General features: G+C 37.9%; 19 protein-coding genes and 1 pseudogene. 8 read left to right on the top strand and 12 right to left on the bottom strand.

Annotated elements, in window-relative coordinates; genetic code table 11:
• Window positions 1-150: 150 nt before the first annotated feature.
• Both JO40_RS07150 and JO40_RS07145 read left to right on the top strand, forming a co-directional pair.
• The gene (locus JO40_RS07150) at window positions 151-657 is read left to right on the top strand and encodes a hypothetical protein (RefSeq protein ID WP_044978741.1); all 507 of its coding nucleotides are present in this window, start codon (window positions 151-153) and stop codon (window positions 655-657) included.
• Window positions 650-1,483 carry a RipA family octameric membrane protein gene (locus JO40_RS07145; RefSeq protein ID WP_044978740.1) on the top strand — a complete coding sequence of 278 codons (834 nt, stop codon included), beginning with the start codon at window positions 650-652 and terminating at the stop codon, window positions 1,481-1,483. The genes JO40_RS07150 and JO40_RS07145 overlap by 8 nt, the downstream gene beginning before the upstream one ends.
• A gap of 56 nt (window positions 1,484-1,539) precedes the next feature.
• Here the strand turns inward: JO40_RS07145 and JO40_RS07140 are convergent, their stop codons facing one another.
• From JO40_RS07140 to JO40_RS07130, 3 genes are all read right to left on the bottom strand, one after another.
• A complete protein-coding gene (locus JO40_RS07140) occupies window positions 1,540-3,639 on the bottom strand; it encodes a methyl-accepting chemotaxis protein (RefSeq protein WP_044978739.1) in 2,100 nt (699 codons plus the stop codon).
• A gap of 128 nt (window positions 3,640-3,767) precedes the next feature.
• Entirely contained in the window at window positions 3,768-4,367 is a 600-nt protein-coding gene (gene rdgB, locus JO40_RS07135; RefSeq protein ID WP_044978738.1) for an RdgB/HAM1 family non-canonical purine NTP pyrophosphatase, read from the bottom strand.
• Entirely contained in the window at window positions 4,297-5,310 is a 1,014-nt protein-coding gene (locus tag JO40_RS07130) for a hypothetical protein (RefSeq protein ID WP_044978737.1), read from the bottom strand. Before JO40_RS07130 ends, rdgB begins: the two co-directional genes overlap by 71 nt.
• Window positions 5,311-5,549: 239 nt before the next feature.
• Here JO40_RS07130 and JO40_RS07125 point away from each other — a divergent pair, with 239 nt between their 5' ends.
• Both JO40_RS07125 and truA read left to right on the top strand, forming a co-directional pair.
• On the top strand, window positions 5,550-6,425 hold the full coding sequence (locus tag JO40_RS07125) for a DUF2225 domain-containing protein (RefSeq protein ID WP_044978736.1): 876 nt from the start codon (window positions 5,550-5,552) through the stop codon (window positions 6,423-6,425).
• Window positions 6,425-7,231 (top strand): tRNA pseudouridine(38-40) synthase TruA, encoded by an 807-nt coding sequence (gene truA, locus JO40_RS07120; RefSeq protein ID WP_044978735.1) that lies wholly within the window; start codon window positions 6,425-6,427, stop codon window positions 7,229-7,231. The genes JO40_RS07125 and truA overlap by 1 nt, the downstream gene beginning before the upstream one ends.
• Window positions 7,232-7,243: 12 nt before the next feature.
• Here the strand turns inward: truA and JO40_RS07115 are convergent, their stop codons facing one another.
• On the bottom strand, window positions 7,244-7,930 hold the full coding sequence (locus tag JO40_RS07115; RefSeq protein WP_044978734.1) for a PrsW family glutamic-type intramembrane protease: 687 nt from the start codon (window positions 7,928-7,930) through the stop codon (window positions 7,244-7,246).
• Between the two features lie 167 nt (window positions 7,931-8,097).
• Here JO40_RS07115 and JO40_RS07110 point away from each other — a divergent pair, with 167 nt between their 5' ends.
• Window positions 8,098-8,850, top strand: coding sequence for an SIR2 family NAD-dependent protein deacylase (locus tag JO40_RS07110; protein WP_044979746.1), 753 nt, complete (start codon window positions 8,098-8,100; stop codon window positions 8,848-8,850).
• A 315-nt stretch (window positions 8,851-9,165) separates the two neighbouring features.
• Window positions 9,166-10,647: an HDOD domain-containing protein gene (locus JO40_RS07105; protein ID WP_044978733.1), complete on the top strand. Its 1,482-nt coding sequence runs from the start codon at window positions 9,166-9,168 to the stop codon at window positions 10,645-10,647.
• Between the two features lie 14 nt (window positions 10,648-10,661).
• Here the strand turns inward: JO40_RS07105 and JO40_RS07100 are convergent, their stop codons facing one another.
• The 8 genes and pseudogenes from JO40_RS07100 to JO40_RS07065 form a co-directional block, all read right to left on the bottom strand.
• Complete coding sequence (locus tag JO40_RS07100) at window positions 10,662-12,740, bottom strand: flagellar assembly lytic transglycosylase (RefSeq protein WP_044978732.1); 2,079 nt, start codon at window positions 12,738-12,740, stop codon at window positions 10,662-10,664.
• Between the two features lie 49 nt (window positions 12,741-12,789).
• Complete coding sequence (locus JO40_RS07095) at window positions 12,790-13,866, bottom strand: LysM peptidoglycan-binding domain-containing protein (protein ID WP_044978731.1); 1,077 nt, start codon at window positions 13,864-13,866, stop codon at window positions 12,790-12,792.
• 196 nt (window positions 13,867-14,062) lie between these two features.
• Window positions 14,063-14,957, bottom strand: a pseudogene (locus tag JO40_RS07090) (Rpn family recombination-promoting nuclease/putative transposase).
• 220 nt (window positions 14,958-15,177) lie between these two features.
• The gene (locus JO40_RS07085; RefSeq protein ID WP_044978730.1) at window positions 15,178-16,230 is read right to left on the bottom strand and encodes an EF-P lysine aminoacylase GenX; all 1,053 of its coding nucleotides are present in this window, start codon (window positions 16,228-16,230) and stop codon (window positions 15,178-15,180) included.
• 14 nt (window positions 16,231-16,244) lie between these two features.
• Complete coding sequence (locus tag JO40_RS07080) at window positions 16,245-17,477, bottom strand: ABC transporter permease (RefSeq protein ID WP_044978729.1); 1,233 nt, start codon at window positions 17,475-17,477, stop codon at window positions 16,245-16,247.
• 7 nt (window positions 17,478-17,484) lie between these two features.
• Window positions 17,485-18,453, bottom strand: a complete 969-nt coding sequence (locus JO40_RS07075; RefSeq protein ID WP_044978728.1) for an efflux RND transporter periplasmic adaptor subunit — start codon at window positions 18,451-18,453, stop codon at window positions 17,485-17,487.
• Window positions 18,446-19,864: a hypothetical protein gene (locus JO40_RS07070; RefSeq protein ID WP_044978727.1), complete on the bottom strand. Its 1,419-nt coding sequence runs from the start codon at window positions 19,862-19,864 to the stop codon at window positions 18,446-18,448. The genes JO40_RS07075 and JO40_RS07070 overlap by 8 nt, the downstream gene beginning before the upstream one ends.
• 2 nt (window positions 19,865-19,866) lie before the next feature.
• Window positions 19,867-20,451: a flavin reductase family protein gene (locus JO40_RS07065; protein WP_044979745.1), complete on the bottom strand. Its 585-nt coding sequence runs from the start codon at window positions 20,449-20,451 to the stop codon at window positions 19,867-19,869.
• Window positions 20,452-20,588: 137 nt separating this feature from the next.
• Between JO40_RS07065 and selA the strand changes: the two genes are divergently transcribed.
• Together selA and JO40_RS07055 are read left to right on the top strand one after the other, a co-directional pair.
• Complete coding sequence (gene selA / locus JO40_RS07060; protein WP_044978726.1) at window positions 20,589-21,935, top strand: L-seryl-tRNA(Sec) selenium transferase; 1,347 nt, start codon at window positions 20,589-20,591, stop codon at window positions 21,933-21,935.
• An 18-nt stretch (window positions 21,936-21,953) separates the two neighbouring features.
• Window positions 21,954-23,582, top strand: a complete 1,629-nt coding sequence (locus JO40_RS07055; RefSeq protein WP_044978725.1) for an ATP-binding protein — start codon at window positions 21,954-21,956, stop codon at window positions 23,580-23,582.
• Window positions 23,583-23,604: the final 22 nt, after the last annotated feature.

Genomic DNA, 23,604 nt, shown 5'->3' with positions numbered 1-23,604 from the left:
CGACGAGTTTAAAATTAAGTCTTTGTACAGTAATGACTTAATTTTAAACATCGCATATAAAATCAAGGAGACTGTCCAAAAACTGAAGTTTTTGGACAGCCCCATTATGAGAACAACAACCCCGACACACGAATAAAAGGAGAAAAAAGGATGTGTGAAAATAGAAAAAAAGAAGATAATAATATTTGTCCCAATTTATGCTGCTGTATAATTTTTACTGTATCAAATATAGTTCTTATAATCGCTTTTGTAACTTTGTATATATTCCGCAAAAATGACTGGGAGGTTGAGGTATTTATAATCTGTTCAATTATCACAGTTGTTATGTCGGTTTTAAATATTTTATTCTGTATTCTAAATTTTTTATATTATAAAGAAAAGAATAAAAACCATTTATTAACCGAAGCCTATGACAAAGCTCTTAAAAAATTAGAAGATGACAGGGATAAACATATGGTAGATACACCTAAAAAAGATATAGACAAAAAAACAAAAAAGAAAAATATCAGGAAACCAATGAAAGTTCACAAGCCCAAAATCTTAAACCTGCCGAAAAAACTATTACTATCAATCGGTATTACAAAAAAACCGTCGCCAAAATATTCGAAACTTATTGTAAAAACATCACTGCAAAATAAGGAGCTCTTTTATGGCTGATACAACAAAGAATGAAAAGGATAGACCCACCGCAAAGGATATGTACGATTACCTTTGGCGGGCCAGGGATTTTGAGCTTAAACATCTTTGGCAGAGGTCTGTTTTTCTTGCAGTTTTTTTACTGGGCATTGCAAGTGCCTATGCCCTTTATATAAAAGACATTTTTATTCCCAACTTAAACCCAAATCAAATTACCGCAACACTTAATGCGGTCAAAAAAGAGGTAGACGGCTCAACGAAGTATACACTAATCATAAACCCAAACAGTAACCTCGAAATTAAGGATTCAATAAAAAAAGATAAGCCGTTTTCGGCACTTTTTATGCCGGGTGCGGTTCCAATCGTCATCTGTCTTTTAGGTATAATCTTTTCGGTGCTCTGGATTATCATGGGCAAGGGCTCAAAGGCTTGGTACGAGCTTTATGAAAGCAATTTAGCAGCGATGAGCGATAACCCTCTGTTTTGGAAAGACAAAGCCGAAGCCGAATCGGCTCTTGATAAAATCTTTTGCAATAAAAAAACCGGAAGATACACCGAATATGTTTTTGGGCATCTTAAAAATCGCCATAACGACCCTATAGATAAGAATCTCCTTTCGACCGTTGCAGGCTCTTTTTCGGTTTCTAAGGTCAACATAATGATAGGCATAATAAGCCTAAAGTTTTTTATCCTTGCCCTATTTTTCCACATTTATTGGCTTTGTAAAAACCTCTTTACCGACCCGCTGCCGCCCATTCTCATCATCTTCCCTATAACGGCCATATTTCTCTTTTTGCTTTTTAGCCGCTTAAAGAAAAAACTCGGCTCCTCATATTTTGATAATTAGAAAATTTGTAATGGGTAATTTAATTACAAATTGCCCATTACCGATTAGTCATTAATTTAAATCTTAAACTTCTTAACCTCATCCGCCAGGTTTTCAATGCTTATCTTATTTTTTTGAGTAATTTCGTTTACTTCCTGTACTGCATTATTTATCTCGATAACGCCGGCAGCCATTTCGTTCATTCCGTCGGTAATAACCCGTGTAAGACCGTCCAGCTTTTGCATTTCTTCGGCAGTTTGCTCGCCGCCTCTTAACATTTCGGCGGAACCTTCTTTTACTTCTACCGTTACGGCATTGATGTCGCGGATAGCGGCAAGCACTTCTTTACTGCCGTTTTCTTGTTCCCTCATCGCTTCGGTTAAACTATTACTCATCGTCTTTACTTCTTCGGAAAGCGAGAAGATGGTATTAAACTTTTCTTCAACGGTTTTGGAAGAAGCCGACAAGACTTCAATTTCGTTGCTGAAGGTCTTTAAGACGGCGGTAATGGTCTTACCCTGAGCAGCGGAGTCCTCAGCGAGTTTTCTTATTTCATCGGCGACGACTGCAAACCCTTTTCCGGCTTCGCCTGCGTGGGCAGCCTCGATTGCGGCATTCATCGCAAGGAGGTTTGTCTGGCTTGCAATGTGCTGAATAACACTTGAAGCTTCTAAAAGGCTGCCCGATTCTTCGGCTATTTTTTGCGTAATCGTATTCGAGTTTAACACCGTATCTTTTCCGTCGGCGGTTGCAGTTGCAAGATTTTTGATGGCATCGTCGCTTTTTTCAAGGGTTTGAGTAATTGAGCCGATGTTTGCAACCATCTCTTCCACCGAGGCAGAAGAGCGGGCAACGCTGGATGCCTGAAGTTCTATTCTCTCATCAAGTTTTTTTATAGTACTGATAATTTCTTCTACGGTTGCCGATGTCTGGCCGACACTTGCCGCCTGCGCAATAGCTTGCTGTTTAATACCTTCAACATTTGCACTGATTTGGTTTACTGCACTTGCAGTTTCCGTCATGTTGCCTGCAAGCTCATCACCGATGCTCTGCATTGTTCCGGCGTTTACATCTACAGATTTAATGGAAAGACGTATTTTTTCGATTGTTTCGTTAAAATATTCCGAAAGCTGCGTAACCTCATCGTTTCCGATAAGCGGAAGCTGAACGGTTAAGTCGCCTTCGCCTTGGGCAATATCCCTAAGAACATTCACGGCGGTCTGCACGGGACCTACCATCTTTGTAGAAATAATAAACGATATAACTATTGTTACAAGAAGTATTAGGATAACGGACATTATAATTGCGCGGGTCAGCGTATTAAGCGAAATTAAGAATTCGTTTACAGGAGCCCGTATAACGATCGTCCATCCGCTCCTTTCCATTTTTGCATAAGCGCCGATATTTTTTTCTCCGTCAAGCGTGTAATAACCTACTCCCGGCTCTTGGTCCTGCAAGGCCTTTTTTTGAAATTCAGCAGCAGATTTCAATTCGGCATCAGTTTCAGCAAGTTTTTGATAATTGACAAAACCGGAAACAAGCTTATTGTCCCTATGTGCAATAATGGTTCCGTCTTTACTCATCATGTAGCAGTAACCGGTTTTACCGATAACAAGCTCTTTAATATCTTCCGACAAAATAAGCCCTTGAAGCCCTGCGCACATAACACCCGAAATTTCACCGTCTGTGTTGTAAATCGGCAAAGAAAAAACGACGTGAATCTTACCCGTATCCGGAGAAAGATAGGGTTCCGAAATAAAATAGTTTCCTTCAAGAGCCGTCTTATACCAATGTCTGTCTGCAACCGAAACCACTCTTCCGTCCATATAATATGTATTGCCGTTTAAGTCGCATATATTTAAAAAAGCTCCATCGTTATCAGAGGAGAGCTCCTGCTGCAGCCGTGCGGATTTTTGAGGATATGACAAACTATCATCATTTAAATCGGGAATACGGGCAACGCCTCTTAAATACTCAAAATCGACATCTATTATGCTTTCCACAAGGGTAGCAATATCGTCAGCCTTATCCGTTAAGCGTTCTTCGACATCTCTAATCATTGCCTTTCTAAAGGTATACCACGATACGGAGCCCTGTATAACTCCGCCCAACATAATCAATAATCCGAAAACAATCAATAATTTTTTCCGTATTGAGAAATGCTTTTTCTTTTTCATATTAACCTCATCCAGTTTAACATTTTAACGGTTTGAGTATATACAAAAATATAAAATATATCAATTATCCCCTCGTAAAAAAAAATTAGTTATTGAAGACTTTCTTAATTTAAGTATAATAAGAATCTCTAAAAAATTGAAGTTTTGAGAGGTTCTATGAGCTTTGAAATTGAAACAAGAGCCTTGCCTCTGTGAGAAATGGAATTTTTTTCTTCAGAAGTAAGTTCGGCAAAAGTTTTGCCTAACTTTTCCACAAAGAATATCGGATCGTAGCCGAAACCGCCCGCCCCTGACGGAGCTTCGCTTATAGTTCCTTCACATATTTCCTGAACCGAATAAAAGCGGTTTTCGTTTAAAAGAAAAACAATGCAACATGCAAAAAAAGCCGAGCGCTTTTTTACTCCCTTTAGCTCATTAAGAACCTTGATAATACCGGCCTCAGCTGAAACATGCTCTCCTTCAATGGAACCGTATCGGGCGGAATGAACACCCGGGGCTCCGTTTAAAAAGTCGACACAAAGGCCGGAATCATCTGCAAGAACCGGAGCTTTTACAATATCATAAAGAGCTTTCGCTTTTATCATTGAGTTTTCAAAAAAAGTACTTCCTGTTTCTTCAGGATCAAATTCCATACCTTCATCTTTAGGTAAAACAATCCTATGAGACGGAAGCAGCTCTTGAACTTCCCGCTTTTTGTTTATATTTCCTGATGCCAGATATATCTTCATGGCCGGAAGTATACCAAATTTTTAAAACCTTTGCAATATTTTTATCGATTGTTCCCTTGTATACATTTATGTATTTTTGTATATCCCTGCTGCTGGGCGATTTTAATTGAACCTTATTTAATTTTTTTGACTTTTGCCATAAATAGCGGTTATGCTTTAACGAAAAACAAAGCTTATCAAGCTGGCATTTTGTATTATGAGTATGGAATAAAAGATATCTAAAAAGCTGAATCTTTACATAATACCTGTTTCTATTACAAATGCAGTTATTTATTTTTTCAAAGCGTTTAAAACAAGCCGTTTTTAAATCTTGAATGATAGAACATAAAAGCTCAGGAGCAATCTTAATTTCCGCAGCGATTTTGTCTATTAAATCATCATCAAGAAAAAAGCAAGCCTTACAAGCCAGTAAAAAAATTTTTCTATGCTCTAAGGGCATATTAAAATAAAGAGTTCTTCTATTTTCCAGTTCTTGTTTGGAAATTTTACATTCGGGCAAAAGAGAATTCGGCTTTTGTATTTTACAGTACTTAGATTCAGGTTCGGCAACATAAAAATTAAAATTTTCATCTAAATCATATTCTCCCATAAGGTGCTCCCATCTTGTGCCCTCTTGACCGGCTATAACGGTATCATTTATCTCACGCCTTATATTTTTACACTTAAAGGTTAAATAATAAAAATGCAGATGATTGGTTAGATAGGTATAAAAACTTGATAATGAAGGCTTATAATTTTTTAAAATTTTAGGAATTCTATAATAAAATTGAAATAAAAAATCACTACGCAAATCCTCATCTTTAAAATATACCCCGAATTTTTCCAAATTTACATAAACAATTTCAAAAATTTCCATTACAATTTTTTCTTTTATTGACGAATTTGTGTTACCGCTATTATAGGTATTGACAAATTCTTCTCCTTTTTCTAAACTTATAATCACTTTTTATCTCCTTTTAACTTTAAATAATATATTTTTACAAGCAAAAAGGGTGCCAAACATAAATAGCAAATAAAGATGGAGATTGTTTGATTTTTATAGAATAGAAAATTAGTTTTATGCTTTTTTTTCCGGACTGAAAATAGTATCATTAAAAAAATGAGAATTTCCATAAAAAGGTTCGGAATATAAGTCTTAAAAATACAAAAAAGTACCGATAATCAATAATGGGGAATAAAGCGATGATAAAAAAAAATACTGAAAAAGACTCACGGATAAGCAGCATAACTTTTTATTCAAAAGAGCAGGTACAGTGCCCCGTGTGCAGTACAAAATTTAAAAGAGAAGAACTACACTCCGGCGGAGGGAGACTTATAGCAGGAGATCTGACCGACGAATTACGCCGGCTTTATGAACCTTCGGCAAAATACGGTGAAATATTTCCGGCCGTGTACAATTTAACGGTATGTCACAAGTGTCTTTATGCGGCCTTTCCTCAAGATTTTTCAATTCCTTCCCGTCCCGTTATCGAAAAACTTTTTGAAAATACGGAAGTAAGATATGATGCAATAAAAGGTCTTTTTCACAATGTGGATTTTACAAAACCCAGAGGCTTAAAAGAAGGAGCTGCTTCCTATTACCTTGCCATTTTATGCTATGAATTGTTTGAAGAAAAATTCTCCCCTACAATCAAGCAGGCTATATGTGCAATAAGAGCGGCTTGGCTTTTTAGCGAGCTCGGCAAAAAATATCCTGAAGAAAATTACAAATATGTTTCGGATCTGTTTTACCAAAAAGCGACGTTCCTTTACCGCCGTGCCCTTGAATTGGAATCAAGCGGGACAGAAATAATAGCAGGCTTAAAATCATTCGGCCCTGATGTGGATAAAAACTACGGCTATGACGGCATAATCTATCTTTCTGCCCTTCTTGAATATAAATACGGCCAAAAACTGGACATGGAAATGCGTCTAAAGCGTTTGGATTATCAAAAATTTGCCCTTGCAAAAATGTTCGGTTTAGGTAAGTCAAGTAAAAACAAGCCAGGCCCGATTTTGGAAGCTGCAAGAAATCTCTATGATACACTCAAGGTAGAGCTAAAGGATGTGGATGATTAATGGAAGCCCCTCAAAATCAAAAAAACATTCTCCTTACCCTCTCATATGACGGTACGAATTTTTGCGGATGGCAAAAACAGACCAGAGAAGGAACTGAAACTTTCCGTACGGTTCAAGGAGAATTGGAAAAAGCCCTAGCCAAAATTCATAAACACCCTATCGAAACAAACGGCTCCGGCCGCACTGATTCAGGAGTACACGCAGCCCGTCAAGCCGTAAACTTTTTTAGCGATATAAAAAGCATGGCGGCTTCAAATTTTTTGCCCGCCCTTAACTCAATTTTGCCCAGAGACATAAGGGTTATGGAAGCAGCTGAAGTGTCCCCCCTATTACATGCACGCTTTAATGCTCTTTCAAGGACATACCGCTATAAAATCAAATGCGGCAAAACAATCTTTGCCCACGAGCAGCCCTATACTTGGCACATAAGGCGGTACCCTGATATATGCAGCTTAAACGAAATGGCTTCCTGCCTTTCGGGAGAATTGGACTGCACGGCTTTTTCGGCAGCAGGAGACCAAAGCCTAAGCAAGTCCCGCTATATCAAAAAGGCGGTCTTTTTTATCGAAAACGATTATCTTATTTTTGAAATCCGAGCAAACGCCTTTTTATGGAAGATGGCACGTTCAATAGTGGGAACTCTTTTACATTTAGAAGAAATAGGCGCTTCCAAAAAAGATTTTAAGGACATTTTAGAATCAAGGGTGAGAGAAAAGGCAGGCCCCACCGCTCCGCCCCACGGTCTTTTTTTATGGGCAATAGAATATCCTAAAGACCTGCTTAAACCACCGCAAAAGACTTTTTAATAGGCAGTAAAGCTAATTACTCTTAAAACGGTCATACCGGTTTACGGCATTTGAAATAACAAAAAACACAATAACGATTCCAAAAATTACAAAATAAGAACCTATAGAAAAAAACATATTATAAAGACCGTGCATACCCCATGTAAAGATAAAAGGCTTTATAAGTTTCCTTCTCTTCTGTACCATACTTATTTCAAGATAATATACACCCAAACCTGCATGTAAAATATTTGAAGTCAAACTTCTAATCCAAATTGCTTCCGGATAACGCACCGCATAAGCAAGATTCTCAAAAGATGCAAAAATTAAACCGTAAAAAACGGATAAAAGCATTAAAATCCTTATATTTGTCCTGGTTTCGGCCGGAGTAATTTCATCCATACTCTTCATCTTATCCGCCCAAAGCAATTTTACAAAAATAGAAAAAAGGAGGGTCTTAACGGCTTCTTCCGGCAGGGCAGAGTGAATAAAAGAATCAAAAAGAATACCATATCCAGCTTTTTTTAAAAAATCTTGAGACAAAAAATATATAAGGGTCTGCATTAAAATGGAAATAAGAACAGCAAAAAATGAAAACAAAAAAATATATAATAAAGGTTTAACCGATAAATTTTCTTTTTTCCTAACAATAAAAGCCCAAATAATTGCAAGGGCAAAGGAAGAAAACATGATTGCGGCAATCTGCATATTTGTCAGCATACATTGAAAAAGAATTAAATTCAAGAGGCAACAAGCCCTTTATTTTAAGATAAAAATAACTTATAATACTATTTAAGGGAGATATGATAAACAGTTCGGCACAAATGGTGCCTCACTGTTTATCTTCGAGTTTGCCTTTCGGCAAACGTCGCATTATGGGAGAATTTATGTCTAAAGAAGAAGATTATGATAAGCTTTTTGAGTCAATAATGAATGCAAAACATCTGACAGCCTTTACAGGGGCAGGAATAAGCACCTTAGCCGGAATCAAGGACTTTAGAGGAAAGGACGGCCTTTATAAACAGCCGAATACCGAAAAAATGTTCGATATAGATGTTTTTTATAGGGATCCTTCAGTTTATTACAGCATGGCAAAAGAATTTATCTATGGATTAGATGATAAAAGGCCTGCCGTAGTGCATAACGTCCTTGCAGAGCTTGAAAAAAGGGGAATTCTAAAGGCCGTAATAACCCAAAACATCGATTTACTCCACCAAAAAGCAGGCAGTAAAAATGTCATTGAGGTACACGGTTCTCCATCGGTTCACTATTGTATAAATTGTTCTTACACCGAAACCTTTGAAGAAGCCGCAAAGACAGCTAAAACGGGAGAAGTACCGAGATGTCCCAAATGCGGAAGCCCCATAAAACCGGCAATAACCTTTTTTGGAGAAGCTCTGCCTCAAAAAGCTCTGATAAAAGCAGAAATGGAAGCCTCTAAGTCTGATTTTATGCTGGTTTTAGGTACCAGTCTTTTGGTTTATCCTGCGGCAGCTCTTCCGGCCTATACTTTAAGAAACGGAGGTAAGATAGCAATAGTAAACAATCAGCCCACACAATTTGACTCCTATACGGACCTTTTATTTGAGGATTTGGAAGAAACTTTTGAAAAAATCGATAAAAAATTAAAAAATTTATAATTTTTTTCCAAATTCGCTTGACAAAAAAGTAAGAATATGGTAACTTACATTCAGGCACAGATTGCGGGTAGTTATCCAAAATTACCTGCGTAAAGCGTTCATAAAAGTATTTATATGTGAATGGTTTATACTCTATTTTAATCGCCCCGGTCCGCATACTCCCGGGGCGATTTTTTTGTTTTATTCTAAATATAGAATTCAAAATTATGAAATTTAAGATTTAAGACCTTAAAGCCGATAGTTAAAATGAGAAAAATTTATCATAAATAGTAGAAAAGGTATTTATTTTTTTTATTTATGTGGTAGGATTATTCTATGGAAAAAGATAAAAAAATAATTGTTGATTCAGAAAAAATTGAAACGGCCATTCGCTTAGGTGTACCTATAGCTATAACTTCGTATACCCTGCCTAAAGAAACGGAAATTTATATTAATGACGTTATTTCCGAATTTTTAAAACAGCTTCATTGTTCCGATATTACGGACTATATCGTATACTACACAAACGAGCTTACAACAAATGCAAAAAAAGCAAATACAAAGAGGGTCTATTTTAAAGAAAGAGGCTTAGACATCTCTGATTCAGAAGATTATGATCAGGGAATGAAGGACTTTAAAGAAGATACAATCTCAAACATGGACCATTATCTGGATCTTCAAAAAAAAGCAGGACTCTATGTAAAATTATCTCTACAGCTAAAAAAAGATAATATAGTCCTTGAGGTCAGCAATAATTCGGCTCTAACCCGTCAAGAATTTAAAAGAATTTTTGACAAAATAGTCAGAGCAAGACAATTCTCTTCATTAGACGAAGCGTTCACACAGGTTTTAGACAGCACAGAAGTAGCCGGTTTAGGCCTTGTAATAATGGTTCTAATGCTTAAAAAAATGGGACTGGATGAAAAGGCTTATCAAATAGATGTCTTAGACGGCATAACTGTAAACCGTGTTACAATCCCCCTTAAATTGAAGTTAAAAAAAGAAGCGGAGCCTCTCACAAAGGCCATTGTAGAATATATCAACGAAATACCGCAATTCCCTGAAAATATCATGCAAATACAGAGGGCTATTAACGATCCCGAATCGAAAATGCAGAAGATTGCACAACTTATAAGCAGCGATATCGGTTTAGCAACAGACCTTCTAAAACATGTAAACTCCGTAGCATTCGGCCTTGCAAAACCATGTATGAACATTGTAGAAGCCGTTAAATTTGTAGGTTTGCGCGGAATACAGAATTTGCTGTACTCAATGGGAACCATTAAAATACTGGAAACGACGGAAAACGAACAAAAGCAAATTTGGGAAAATGCCTACAGACTGGCTTTTTTCTCCTTAAATGTTGCAAAACTTACGGGAAAAAGGACTGTAGTTGACGATGCCTATATTTGCGGTCTTCTCCATGACCTTGGAAAGATTATACTCGGTTCAATGTATCCTGAATTGGTAGTAAAGTTGGCAGAAATCCAAGCTGAGAGAAACATACCTCCTCAAGTTATGGATATGATTATGAGCGGAATGGCACAGGCCGAAATAGGAGCAACTCTTGCAGAAAAGTGGAACTTCCCCGAACCTATAATAGTAACAATAAGGTATCAGGATAACTTCGAAAATGCCCCCGAAGAACATAAGGACTTAGTCGAAAGCGTTTGTCTTGCAGATTTTATGCTTAACTTTTCTCAGGGAAAAATAGAATACTATCAAATTCCTGAAGTCCTGCTAAAAAGATTTAAAATAAAATCCGAAGAGCAACTTAAAAATCTTTGTGCACGCTTTGAAGCAGCCTTTGAAAAATAAGGGCAGAAAAAAGTTTATCTAATATCGGGGAAAAATTCTTTTATAATTTCGCCGTAATCTTTGCCGTAATATAGGCAGCCGTACATAATGGCTGCAGATAGGATATTTCTACCGTAGCCTCTTGTTTCCGCATAAGCGAGGCTCTCTAAAAATAAATCCATCGGTAAGCCGCCGGCTTGCCTTACCCAACGCTTTACCGCATTAGGACCGGCATTATAAGAAAAAAGAGCATGCATAATTTTTCCGCCATTGCGGCGTATCATATCCGAAAGATAGAAAGCCCCAAAGCGGATATTTGTATCGGGATTGTTTAGGTCATAAGTTTCCAGCTGCAGGCGGCGGGCAATGTCGGCGGCAGTGGGCTTCATGAGCTGGGCAAGACCTATAGCCCCTGCATGGGAAACAACTTCCGGCTTAAAATAACTTTCACTCCTGAGCAGGGCATATAAAAGATACTCCGGTAGGTTGTATTCTGCCGCATAGCGTTTAACCGATTCCAGCCAAGGACGCGGATACATTAATTTTAAATGCTCTTCATTAAATTGAGAACCTTCAGAGTTGACCGCAAAAGTCATAACCCTCATCGAATCGGCATAATAGCCGTTTTCAGATAAAACTTGCGCAAAAAAAGCGGCTTCTTTTGCACTGATTTGAGGGTATAAAAGAGTAATCTTTTGATAAATTTGAGAATAAAGTTTATATTTTATAAAACCTTCTAAAATTTTAATAGAATCTTCATCCGAAAATTCCGTATTCGATTTTCTTTTATAATTTTGTTTGCAGGCAGACAAGGCCATGGGGACGCCAAGCCTATAAGCAGCCATAGCCCTATAATAAAAGGAATTATGATTTTTTTCATAGACTTCAAGGTAAAGTTTTTTTGCCTCTTCGGGTATACTTTTTGAGCCGGCAAGTATATAGGTAAGGCGGGCTTGTGCCGTCAATAGATTGATTTTTTGAACGGCTTTTTGAAGTTTTTCAAGGCTTTTCCAATCCTGTAAAATGACCAGTTTCATACAGGCATGAGCTGCAAGCTCTTCATAAACGGAACTATTTTTCCATGAAGGGGCCGATGCACAGAGTTCTTCCAAAAACACCTTAAATGACCTATTTTTTTCTATATCGAGAATGTACCATAGGGCAATATCATAATCGTAAGGTTGAGGCGGATAAGTTTTAGCTTTTTTAAAAAGTAAAAGAGCTTTTTCCACATTATCTTTGCCTCCCATTTTTAAGCGCATTCGGGCTGCATAAAATGCATACATGTATTTTTGTAGGATATAATCTGAAGGTTTTGCAGATTTTTTTTCGTAAAAATCAAGCCGATTTTCAAAAAGCAGAACATCGGAGGCATAATCTTCCGAACCGGATAAGGCAGCCTTTCCCAAATCCGATAAGACCATTCTATGTTCAAGATTAGGATTACTTTCTTCTTGAATTAAGGGCTTAAAAATTTCCCAAGCATCTTTAAAGGCAGAATCAAAGACAAGTTTTCTGGCCTGACAGACATTAAAAAAATCATCTCCGCAGCTTTTTAACTCATCTTTATTTTTTTCGAGATTTTTTAAGCCCTCAATAATCTCTGCATCAAATTTCTGTGTGCTAAGATACTCAGGCAAGGACATGTCCATTTTTTTAAAATTTCCCGATAAGAATAGAAGTCTTTGAATTTCTTCCCTTATTGTTTGATTTTCTAATTTATTGTCTAATTGGATAGCTTCGGGTAAAGCAAGTTTTTTTTCAAGTATTTTAAGTTTTTCTTCAGTGGATAAAAGAGAATAAAGCTCATCATCGGCCAGTTTTTTATAGGGCATGGGGACATTTTTTACTGCGTACTCAAAATAAGCCCTAGCCGATTCATCATATATTTTTTTATCCGAAGCCCCTACACTCGCCTTTTTAACGGCAAGACCTATGTAGTACAAGGATGAAGGATCGGTATTATACAGCTTCTTTAATTCCAAAGGTTGGGGCCTTAAAAAACGATAAAAATTCTCTGAATAAAGGTCACCAATCAAGCGGGCTTCTTCCTCTTTATCGTAAGAGCCCGCACAGGAAACGCTGCAAAGACAAAGGAATAAAAAGAATAAGATTAAAGCAATGCGGTTAAATTTAGAAGTTATAAGACTATCCTCTTAAAAATTATTTAGGCGGAATATCTATATAAGTCCCTGCTATAATCAAGTTCGGATTTTTTATTTTGTTGTAATCCGCTATTTTTTTATAGAGCCAAGGAGTTTTATAATAGGTTTCGGATAAATCCCAAAGAGTATCACCCCATTTAACCTTGTACCGTACCGTACCGCCGGAATTTACGGTTGTCTTTTTTTGAGCTTCAGCCTTTTTTTTGGCCTCCGCTTTTTGTTTAGCTTCTTCTTCAGCTTTCTTTTTAGCCTCTTCTTCGGCCTTCTGCTTAGCTTCTTCTTCAGCCTTCTTTTGAGCTTCGGCTCTTTGTCTTTCTTCTTCCGCTTTACGTTTAGCTTCGGCAGCGGCTTTTTCTTCGGCATTTTCTTGCGGAACAATAGAGGTGGTAGCATTTACATCTTTTTTAGGCTCTTGCACCTGTTCAACTTTTTCAGAGGCGGAAGCTATCTTATCCTTATCGGCAAAAGGCATTTTTTTTGTTAAAAGGAGAATGGCAAAGACCAAGGCCGTTATACAAAGAATTATTATTACAATTATAAGCCAAAGGGGCATCTTTTTCTTTTCCGATTTTTCTTCATTGTGAGCATAAAGCTGAGAATGGGTCTGAGATTCTTCCTCATCAGGTTCATCCATTGAAGAAGATTCACCCGGTACCATAAAATCATCGTTATCTATAATGCCTGAATCGGAAGCTAAAGAATCGTCAAACGAGGCAAAATCAAAATCCAGCCCGTCAAGACTTGCTTCATCAAGATTTTTTAAGGAAACTTTTAGAGACTGATGCGAACCTGAACCCTCATCGATAGCTTCTGCAGAAAGATTTTTTTCTTCATCAAGCTTTATTTTCAAATTTATAGTTGGATCACCTGCAGCTCCTGTTGAAACATCTTCTACAATAAGGGAGCCTATGTATTCGGGAGGTTCTTCTTCAAATTGCTTAAATAAATTTATTTGAACGCTTTCTTGATCATCCCTGACTGTAGTCAATTCCAAAGATTGTTCAGACAAAGCATCTTCATCCAAGATTGGGAAAAATTTCCCGTCTGCAAGTTTAATTCCTATTTTTGAAGCCATACCATCCTCCTGCAAAATTTCATTTCTTCCAGCACTAATATTCTAACCGCAAAAAAGGTTCTTGTCAATAAATTTAACAAGTTTGGGTAAGGATTTTTATGATTTTTAACCGCAATGGCTGCTAGAAGCGCAAAGGAATTTTTTTTATGAAACTAAGAAAGAAACTTATGTGTAATTCCCCATTATCCATTACCAATTAATTAATCGCTTCCACTTCTTCTTTAGTGAGACCGGTCATCTGCATAATAAAATCAAGTTCACAATTCGCATGTTTCATCAATTTTGCCGTTTCAAGTTTTGTTTGGTACGAACCATCTGCAATCCCCTGCTCAATTCCTCTTTCAATTCCTTCGGCAAAAGCTATTTGTCTTTCTTCAGCTCTCTGTACCGCAATGTCCGTATCGTAGTCGTATTCTGCTACTAGCATATTGATTACCTCCCGTGATTTTCGCTGTAAGTATTCTCTTAATATTCCTTTTTCTATGCATATCTTTACCGCATTGGTAAAACCATTTTCTGAGTCCAGTTGGGTTTGTTTTCTTACCCCTTCTACAAAGAGACTGTATTCTTCAAGCGGCTTGCAGGCTGCTAAAACTTTGTTTGCTTTGTCCGTGTTGATATTGAGGACTTGCTCTGTCAGTTCCAGCGGAGCGTGCTCGGACTTTGTTGATAAATGCATCCGAAAGTTTTAGAACCGTAGTTTCAGGATAGTCTTCTGTGCCGTTGTAAAAGACATAAAACTCAGGTGTAGGTATTTTTGACAATTTTCTTAAATACCTGTCTGTCGGTGCTTGCAACTTTTCATAGAGACGCGCGGTGTATTCCAAAAAACGCAAAGGCATGTTTTCGTTTATCGTAGATTGGTGTTCTGCGAGCACAATTATTTTACCGTCTACAAGGCAGGAAACATCGTTGATTATGTTCATGTACATGACGTTTTCAAGTCGTATGTTTTCTATAGGGCATGAAAGCGGCAAATTAGTTCCATGCAAGGCATTATACAGCGACAAAAATTTTTCTTTTGCTTTTTCGTCTTCGCTGAAAAGGTCTACAAACACCGAATCTTTATAATTGCGCTTCTGTTTACTCATTTTTCTACACCCTCTACTTTTATGCTTCGCCACGGATGGCGGAGGTTTCAACTTCAAGAGTTTTGCTAAGGCAAAACTCTAAGATAAAAAATGTACTCTGTATGTACATTTTTTATCAACTTTCTGTTTGAAGTACTCATAACTGTTTCCTCACTTATTGTATTATAGCACACTTACCGCAATTTTGTAAGGGAGTATTTTTTTAATTGGTAATCTGTAATTATAAATTGCTCATTGAACCGGCTGCAAATCCAATTACCGGCCCGAGAGTTTTTTTTCCGGCCAAGAGCATGATAAGGCGGTCAAAGCCCATGGCAACCCCTGAACATGGAGGCATTTTAGAGCAAATTTTCCCGAAGTTCTTTATAGCCGGATGAGGGACAAGAGCATTCTTTTGCTTTAATTCGTTTTCGTTTTTAAAATAAGAGTTTATTTTGCTTTCATCCCTTTCTTCGGTATAGCAGTTGGCAAGCTCAACCCCGTTTAAATAGACTTCCCAACGCTCGACTGTCTTCCATTCAAGTTCTTCATTTTTTTTATTTAAAACCGTTTTGGAATTTTCTGCGGCAAGGCAGGGAACAAAGGCGGGATAATCCAAAATGGCTATGAGTTTGTTTTTAGGAAGATTTGGCTCGACGGCATGGACTAAAATAAGCTCGTATAAATCGTCCTCTTTCCAATCCGAATAGTTTTCAGCCTCTCCGAGCCCTAAGTTTTCGGCGTAGTAAGCGAGTTCTTCCGGTGAATGCTCCGTACTTAAAGGCACTCCTGCATATTTTCTAAAGGCCTCGTCCATAGTCAGGCACTCAAATCCCTTTGACAAGATTTTTAAGACCTCCCCGTCAACAAGAGGATTTTCTTTTACCCTATCGGAAACATGGCTTAAAAATTCTTCGCTTATCTTTATGGAATCCTTATAATTTGCGTTTACCGTGTAATATTCAAGCATGGTAAATTCGGGGCTGTGGATGATGCCTATCGATTCTGCATTGCGGTAGCATTTTGAAATTTGAAAAACCGAGCGGGAAGTTTGGGCTATTATCGGCTTAATATAAACTTCGGGCGATGGAACCAAAAAAAGAGCTTTTCCCTGATGGGTATCTTTTGACAAGGACGGCCTTATGTATTCCGTTTTAAAAACTTCCAGACAGGTTTCGGGGATTAACTCTTCTGAAAGAGCCGGTGTATCCAACTCCAAATAATTCTTTTTAATAAAAAATTCTCTTGCGGCCTGAATACTCATGGCACGCAATTCTAAAGCTTCAATATCCATAGCGAACACCTCATTTATTCTGCAAGGGCTTGCACAGGATCAAGCCTTGCAGCTTTGACGGCAGGATGAAGGCCGAAAAATATTCCCGTACATACGCTGACCGAAAAGGCTATTAAAGAGCCCGAAAAATTAGGCAAAAAGATTATTTCAGGAGGGAAAAAGACGTTTACAATCAGCTTACTGATTAAAAGCCCTAAAACTATACCTATGAGCCCTCCTGCAAGGGTGAGAGAAGCCGACTCTATTAAAAACTGCATTCTTATGGCTCTGCCCGTAGCACCTAAAGCCTTTCTTATGCCTATCTCCCTTCGGCGTTCGGTAACGGTAACAAGCATTATATTCATAATGCCTATTCCCCCGACAAGCAAGGATATTCCCGCTATGGCCGAAAGCACAAGGCTTACCATTCCGGTAATCTTAGTCATTTGTTCAAACTGCTGGCGGGCAGAGTACACCCAGATTGCAAACCGATTACCGCCCGACAGTTCTTCAGAAAAATCTTGAATCTTTACTTCAACATTGGAGGAGTCCTTAGGGTCCGAAATAGCAACTTCGGCTGACCAAACGGTTTCAGCTATTTTTCCCGGAAGTTTGCATAGGGCAAATTTTCTTGGAACAAAGACGGCATCCGAGGTATGGAGAACCCATGTGTTTTTAGGCTTTACAACTCCTATAACTTGAAGACGCACAATATGGGGAGGAGTATTTTCGCTGCCTGACCGAATCTGCAAAGTAATAAATTTACCTACGGCTCTCCCCTCAGGGAAAAGCTGAAAAGCTATCCTCTCCCCTATAATAACCTTTTCCGCTCCCATGGAATAATCGGAAGAAGAAAAAAAACTGCCGTAATCCATGACTACCCTGTGAGACTCCAGCCTTTCAGCCTCGATTCCTTCAATATCGATTGAGTCAATCCTTAAACCGTTCCTTATAGCCGAAGCCGGAAAACGGGTAGAATAAAAAACATGCTTTATCTCCGGTATTCTTTGCATCAATTTTTTACGGAAAGCTTCATCAAATTTTATACCTTCACCTATGAAATCCGGATTATCCGCCTGAGTGCCTATGTTGATTATATCCATACTGAATTCTTCAAATTCTTTTACCATGCTGTTTGAAAGAGAACTTGCAAGGCTTGTAACAATTATAACGGATGTAACACCTATCACTATACCCAATAAAGAAAGAAGGGTGCGCATCTTGTTCGTTCTAAAATTATGAATGGCGTTTATAAAATCTTCAAACATTTTTCTCTTACCAATTAGGAGGTCTTACCCTCAAAGTATCGCCTTCCTTTAAGCCGGATAAAACTTTTACGGTGCCCGGAGTATAGGCTTCAACTTCGACATTAACCCTTTCAATCTTGCCGTTTTCAAGAACTCTTTCAACATATGGTTCGCCCTTATCGTAGGAAAGAGCCGTTTGATCCAAAAGCAAAACTTCTTCATCTTCACCGGCAATAATGTTTCCGCTAAAAGAATAACCGGGTAAAACATTTTCGGGAAGCTTATCGACAACTATCTTTGTTTCTATCACAGTAGCCCCCCTTTGGGAGCCGGACTTCGCAATTGAAGAATGATAGGTAACACGGCCTTCCACTTTTTCATCGCCGAGAGCTTGAAAGCTAAGTAAAACCTTCTGCCCTACCTTTAACCGCGGTACATCTCCTTCGGAAACGTCAACTGTGGATTTAAAAAAGGAGCGGTCTATAATTACGCCGAAATTATCCTTAGGCATAACATAGGTACCTTCGGTAAGGTCAAACGAAACAACTATACCGTCAAACTTTGCATAAACGCTTCTATCCCGTAATGCCCTCTTTAAAGATTCAAGTTCCAGTTCCATAAGTTCAAGATTTTTAGAATAGCCTTGCAATTTTTCTTTTTCAATAGCAAATTCCTGCTTTGCAACTTGAAAGGCTTGATAGGTATTGTCAAGAGCAAAGATAAGGTCTCCTTTTTTTACTATATCGCCTTCCTTAACCGCAACCTTTTTTATAAGCCCTTCACCCGGTGATTGGAGATTTTGCTGCTGAGCAGGCTGAATATAGCCTGAAACTTGAATAACATCCCGTATTATTTCCTTATTTACGGTAACCGTTTGAGAAATCTCTTCAGTACCTTTCTTGGGTAAAAAGAGAATCCAAACGATCAAAAGTATAAGTATTGCAGCAACTATTATTAAAATAATCTTTTTCTTATTTTTTTGTTTTGTATCATTCATCTATTTTTTCCTCTATGTCAAAAGCTTCTTTTAACTCGGCATTGAAAATATGTACGGCTATATGTGAATCGACTAAACCTAAAAGGGCGGTAATATATTGCAAAGAAGCCTGCCTATTTTCCAAAGCATTTATAAGGCCTCTTTGAAACCATCCGGCATGTTCTTCGGCATTTTCTTTATAAATATCCAGCTCTTCGGCATAGCGGATTTGCTGCCACTCAAGCCTTTCCCATTTAAGCTTAAAGGTATTAAACTCTATAGCAAAATTATTCCTTGTGTTTCCCAGCTTTATCTTTTCGCCCGCTTCTTTTAAGGCAACATTCTTTTTATTAAGATAATAATCATAAATTGCAAGCGGATTTATCGAAAAAGATACTTGCATCGACGGAACGGAACCTGAGGCTAAGCTTAAGCTAAGCCCGGTATCAAGCCTTACCCCGGGGAACATCAGCTGCAGCCCCGAACTTATATTCTCAAGTTTATTCATGTATGGACCCGTATAAGAATATCCCAAACTTGCAGAAGCCGAAAAGGGGCTTAAATCCATTTTATTCTTTTCAAGAAGATTTTTATAATCACTTTCCGCTTTTAAAAGGGGCTTATAGTTTTCGGCATTTAGGTTTTCCATAGAAATCAACTTTTGCTTCGGGATACTTTGGGCAAGTTTTATAAAAAATTCATCTTCGTCTTTTTTTGCAATATCAAGGCCGCAGGATTCAAAAAAAAGACGGGCAGAGACCTCAAAAGAAAATTCGGTCTCTTTTTCGTCCCTTTCAGAGCTTATCAAATTAAGCCTTGCCGTTCTTAACTTTGAAGATGTTTCGGAATAGCCTTCTGCAAGGACCTGCTTGTAGTTAATATCGGCCTGAATGCCTGAAAGACGCTTTGCAAGAAGAGAAGAATATTCACTTAATATTTTTTGAATATCGGTTAAAAGTTTTTTTTCGGCAAGAGCCTTACCTCTCTTTACTTTCTTTTCGGCCTCTTTAAGAGCCTCCAATGAGGCCGCAATTTCTTGCTTCTTCCTTTTGCGGGCTTGGCTGTAAATATCGCCCGAAAGCCCCAACGAAAAATCTTGAGAACCTTTTCCCATCTTATAAGAATAAGGAGCTGACAATTTAAGTCCCAAATTATTATAAAGAGGCAAGCCTGCCGAAACCGAAGGCTGTACGGAAAATTCCGATTTATCCTTCTCGGAACTAAGATTAAAATTAAAGGTAGAACTAAAATCAAAGGAAAAGAGAGAATTCAGCCTTACGGATTTATAATTATTTAAGGCTATAGCCGCCTCGTTTTCTATCAAAACAATATCGGTATCGTTTTTGCAGCGGTATTCCAAAATTCCGTCATAAATATTTTCTTGAGCAAAAAGAACATTTAACGAAATGAAAAGATAAATAAAAAAAAGTATATTTAAGCATTTTTACCTTTTTTCATAAGCGGAGCACCGACACTCCATGCTTTACCGACCTTCTCACCGATTACATAGTAGCCGTTCTGAAACTGTTCAAAAATCAGGGCATTCAGCTTAGTTGGATCGACCTTACCGTTTTCACTTAGGACGGATTCCTCAGCCTTCACATTGACAATTTTTCCGACAATGCCGGAAACATGCTCTGTATTAAGAAACTCCAACAACTCGCATTCCATAACTACAGGGAACTCCTCAATGATCGGAGCATGTACCTTATCGCTTTTTACAGCGTGATAGCCGGTACGTTCAAACTTGTCATTGATCTTATTGCCTGAGGCGATACCGAAAAAATCTGCCTCAACCATATGGGGCCTATCGGCAATGGCAACTGTAAAAGCTTTGCTGGCCTTTATATTCAGCCATGTTTTTTTCCCTTCATCGATAAAAAGGATAACTTTGTCATGGTGGCATATCTGGCCCCATGCAACATTCATAACATTAACCTTCTCATTGTCGTCATAAGCAGCTACCATCAACACCGGCATAGGATAAACTGCCTGTACCAAACCCAAATCTTTTTTCATATTCATATCCCCCACAAAAATAAAAACGGAATTGATTTTCTGTTCATCTAATAATATAATTATATCGATCATATTGCAAATAATCAAGTACTATCCGATTCCTTGACAAGACCACCTTTCTATTCTATACTTCAATCATGGCAAAAGAAAATTCAAACCCGCTTGCAAAGATTCCGCAAGTCGAAAAACTTTTAAATGAAGATGTATTAAAAAACACGGCAGCTCTTATCGGAAGGCCCTTTGTTGTAAAAAAGGCAGCAGAATATTTGGAAAACATCCGAAAAAAGGCAATGGCAGGCGAAGATGTTCCTTCACTTAAGACTTGCGCCGAAGAGATAAACAAACTATGCAGGCCAATAGTCCGCACAAAAATAACCCCCGTAATAAATGCAACCGGAATAATTCTCCATACAAACCTAGGCCGCTCGCCCCTGCCTGAAAATATTTGGGACAGGGCAAAGGAAACCGCTTCGGGCTATTCTTCTATCGAAATGGATTTGCGGGACGGTAACCGCGGAAAGAGGTTCGAGTTTTTAAATGACTGTATGAGCTTTTTGACCGGAGCCGAGGATGCCCTCATATTGAACAACAATGCAGCGGCAGTATTTTTAATGTTAAAGGCACTCGCAGGCGGAAAGGAAGTTATAGTTTCCCGCGGCCAGCAGGTTCAAATAGGCGGAGGCTTCCGTATCCCCGAAATTTTACAGATGGCAGGCTGTAAGCTCGTCGAAGTCGGCACAACAAATATCACAAGCCTTAAGGACATTCAAAAAGCAATAAACGAAAACACGGCCATGGTGCTTTGGGTTCATACCTCAAACTATAAGATACGGGGCTTTACGGAGCAGCCTTCAATTTCAGAAATCAAGGCTATCCTTCCGCAAAACATAATTCTCGCAGTGGATCAGGGCTCGGGAAATTTAGCCTTAAATGTTCCGGAAGAACCTACGGTTTCTTCAATCATAAAAGAGGGAGCGGATTTGGTTTGCTTTTCGGGAGATAAGATTTTAGGAGGGCCTCAGGCGGGTTGGATTGTCGGCAAAAAAGATCTCGTCCAAACCGTAGCTAAAAATCAGCTCATGCGGACCTACCGAGTAGGACGGGCAGTAGCAAGCCTTATGCAGGAATGCCTCATCCTCTACTTAAACGGAGGAGAATCTGCAGCTCAAAGGGCACTCCTTTTAGATCAAAAGAAAATAAAGAAGCGTGCCGAAAAAATAATTGACGGTATAAAAAACGGAACCGGCCAATTGGTACAAAAAAACTTTTCCCTAGGAGGAGGCAGCACCCCCGACACGGGCTTCAGCTCTTGGGCCGTAAAACTAAATACAAAAACACCTTGCGAAAAACTAAAAAAACTTTTGCGCGAAATGCCGATTCCGATAATAGGTTTTATAGAAGAAGATTCTTTTTATATTCATCCTGCAAGCATTGAAGAAAAATATGATGAATACATTATTGAGTCTTTAAACAAGTGTCTGTAAGTAAAGAGGGCGGAGCTTATGATTGATTTGTCAAGAAAACTTCCCATAGGTGTTCAAAGTTTTGAAGTTATGCGGAACGATAAATTTATTTATGTCGATAAAACTCAATTTATATTTCGTCTAGTACATTCAAATAGAGTTTACTTTTTAAGCCGTCCCCGCCGTTTTGGAAAGAGCCTCTTTCTTTCCATGCTCAAGGTTTATTTTTTAGGACAAAAAGAGCTTTTCAAAGGATTGTATATCGAAAAAGCGGAAGAAGAAAGGAGCATAAAAACCGGTGAAAAAAGCTGGACGGAATACCCTGTTCTTTATTTTGATTTTAACACAAAAAATTACATAAAAACCGGCTCGCTTATAAGTATTATAGATTTACACCTCGACCTGATAGAAGAAACCTATAATATCAAAAAAACATCAGGCGATGTTGAGCTTAGATTTATGCAGATAATTTTATCTCTTCACAAAAAGACAGGTAAACAAGTAGTTATTCTTGTAGATGAATATGACAAACCTCTTTTACAAACTATGGAGATAAACAAAAACTTAAATGAAGAATACCGCAACATTCTTAAAGCCTTTTATTCAGTGATAAAAACTTGTGACCAATATATAAGATTTGCTTTTTTAACAGGCGTTACAAAATTCAGCAAGGTAAGTATTTTCAGTGATCTGAATAATCTAAAAGATATAAGTATGCTTAACGATTATGCAGAAATTTGCGGAATTACACAAAATGAAATGGAAGCGTCTTTTAAAGTAGAAATTGAAAAACTTGCAAAAGCCAATAATATGAACACAGCAGAAACACTAAAAGAACTAAAAAGCAGCTATGACGGTTATCTTTTTAGCAGCAACGGACAAACGGTATACAATCCTTTTAGTATTCTAAATACCTTTGACTCTTGTGAATTTAAGAACTACTGGTTTGCAACAGGTACTCCAACTTTTTTGATAAATTACCTAAAAAAAACTCAATATAATATTCAAGATTTGGATGGAAAGGTTGAGCTCGATGAGGCAGGTTTAACGGATTATAGAGCTGATTCAGAGTCTACGATTCCTATTCTGTTTCAGGCAGGATATTTAACAATTAAAAGCTATAATACAAAATATAAACTTTATACATTGGGCTTTCCGAATGATGAAGTCCGTTATGCATTCTTAAACAGCCTCCTGCCCTCATATTCAAATTTAGATTCAACAACGACAGCATATTCGATTAAGGAATTTTCAAAAGATATTGAAGAAGGTAATACCGAATCTTTTATGCAAAGATTAAAAACTATTATATCGGGTATTCCGTATGATAATCTGGGGACTAATTTAATCGGAGAAAAAACTAACTTGCGCGAACAAAACTACCAAACTGCGGTCTATCTTGTATTTAAGTTGATGGGACAATTTGTTGAAACGGAGGTTCATTGCTCCACAGGCAGGGCTGACTGCGTTGTAACTACAAAAGACAATGTATATGTATTTGAATTTAAAGTTGACGGCTCAGGTACGGCGGAAACAGCATTAAATCAAATAAAAGAAAAAGCATATACTGAACCTTACCATACGGGAAGTAAGAAAATCATTGCGATAGGCGTAAGTTTTGATCAAATCTCAAAAACAATCAAAGATTGGATTATTGAAAAAATATAAATTATTTTAAAAATGGAACAAT

This window comes from Treponema putidum, from assembly GCF_000755145.1.
GTDB classification, from domain to species: domain Bacteria; phylum Spirochaetota; class Spirochaetia; order Treponematales; family Treponemataceae; genus Treponema_B; species Treponema_B putidum.
Note: the sequence above shows the minus strand (reverse complement) of the source record. Positions and strands in the feature narration are given on the sequence as shown.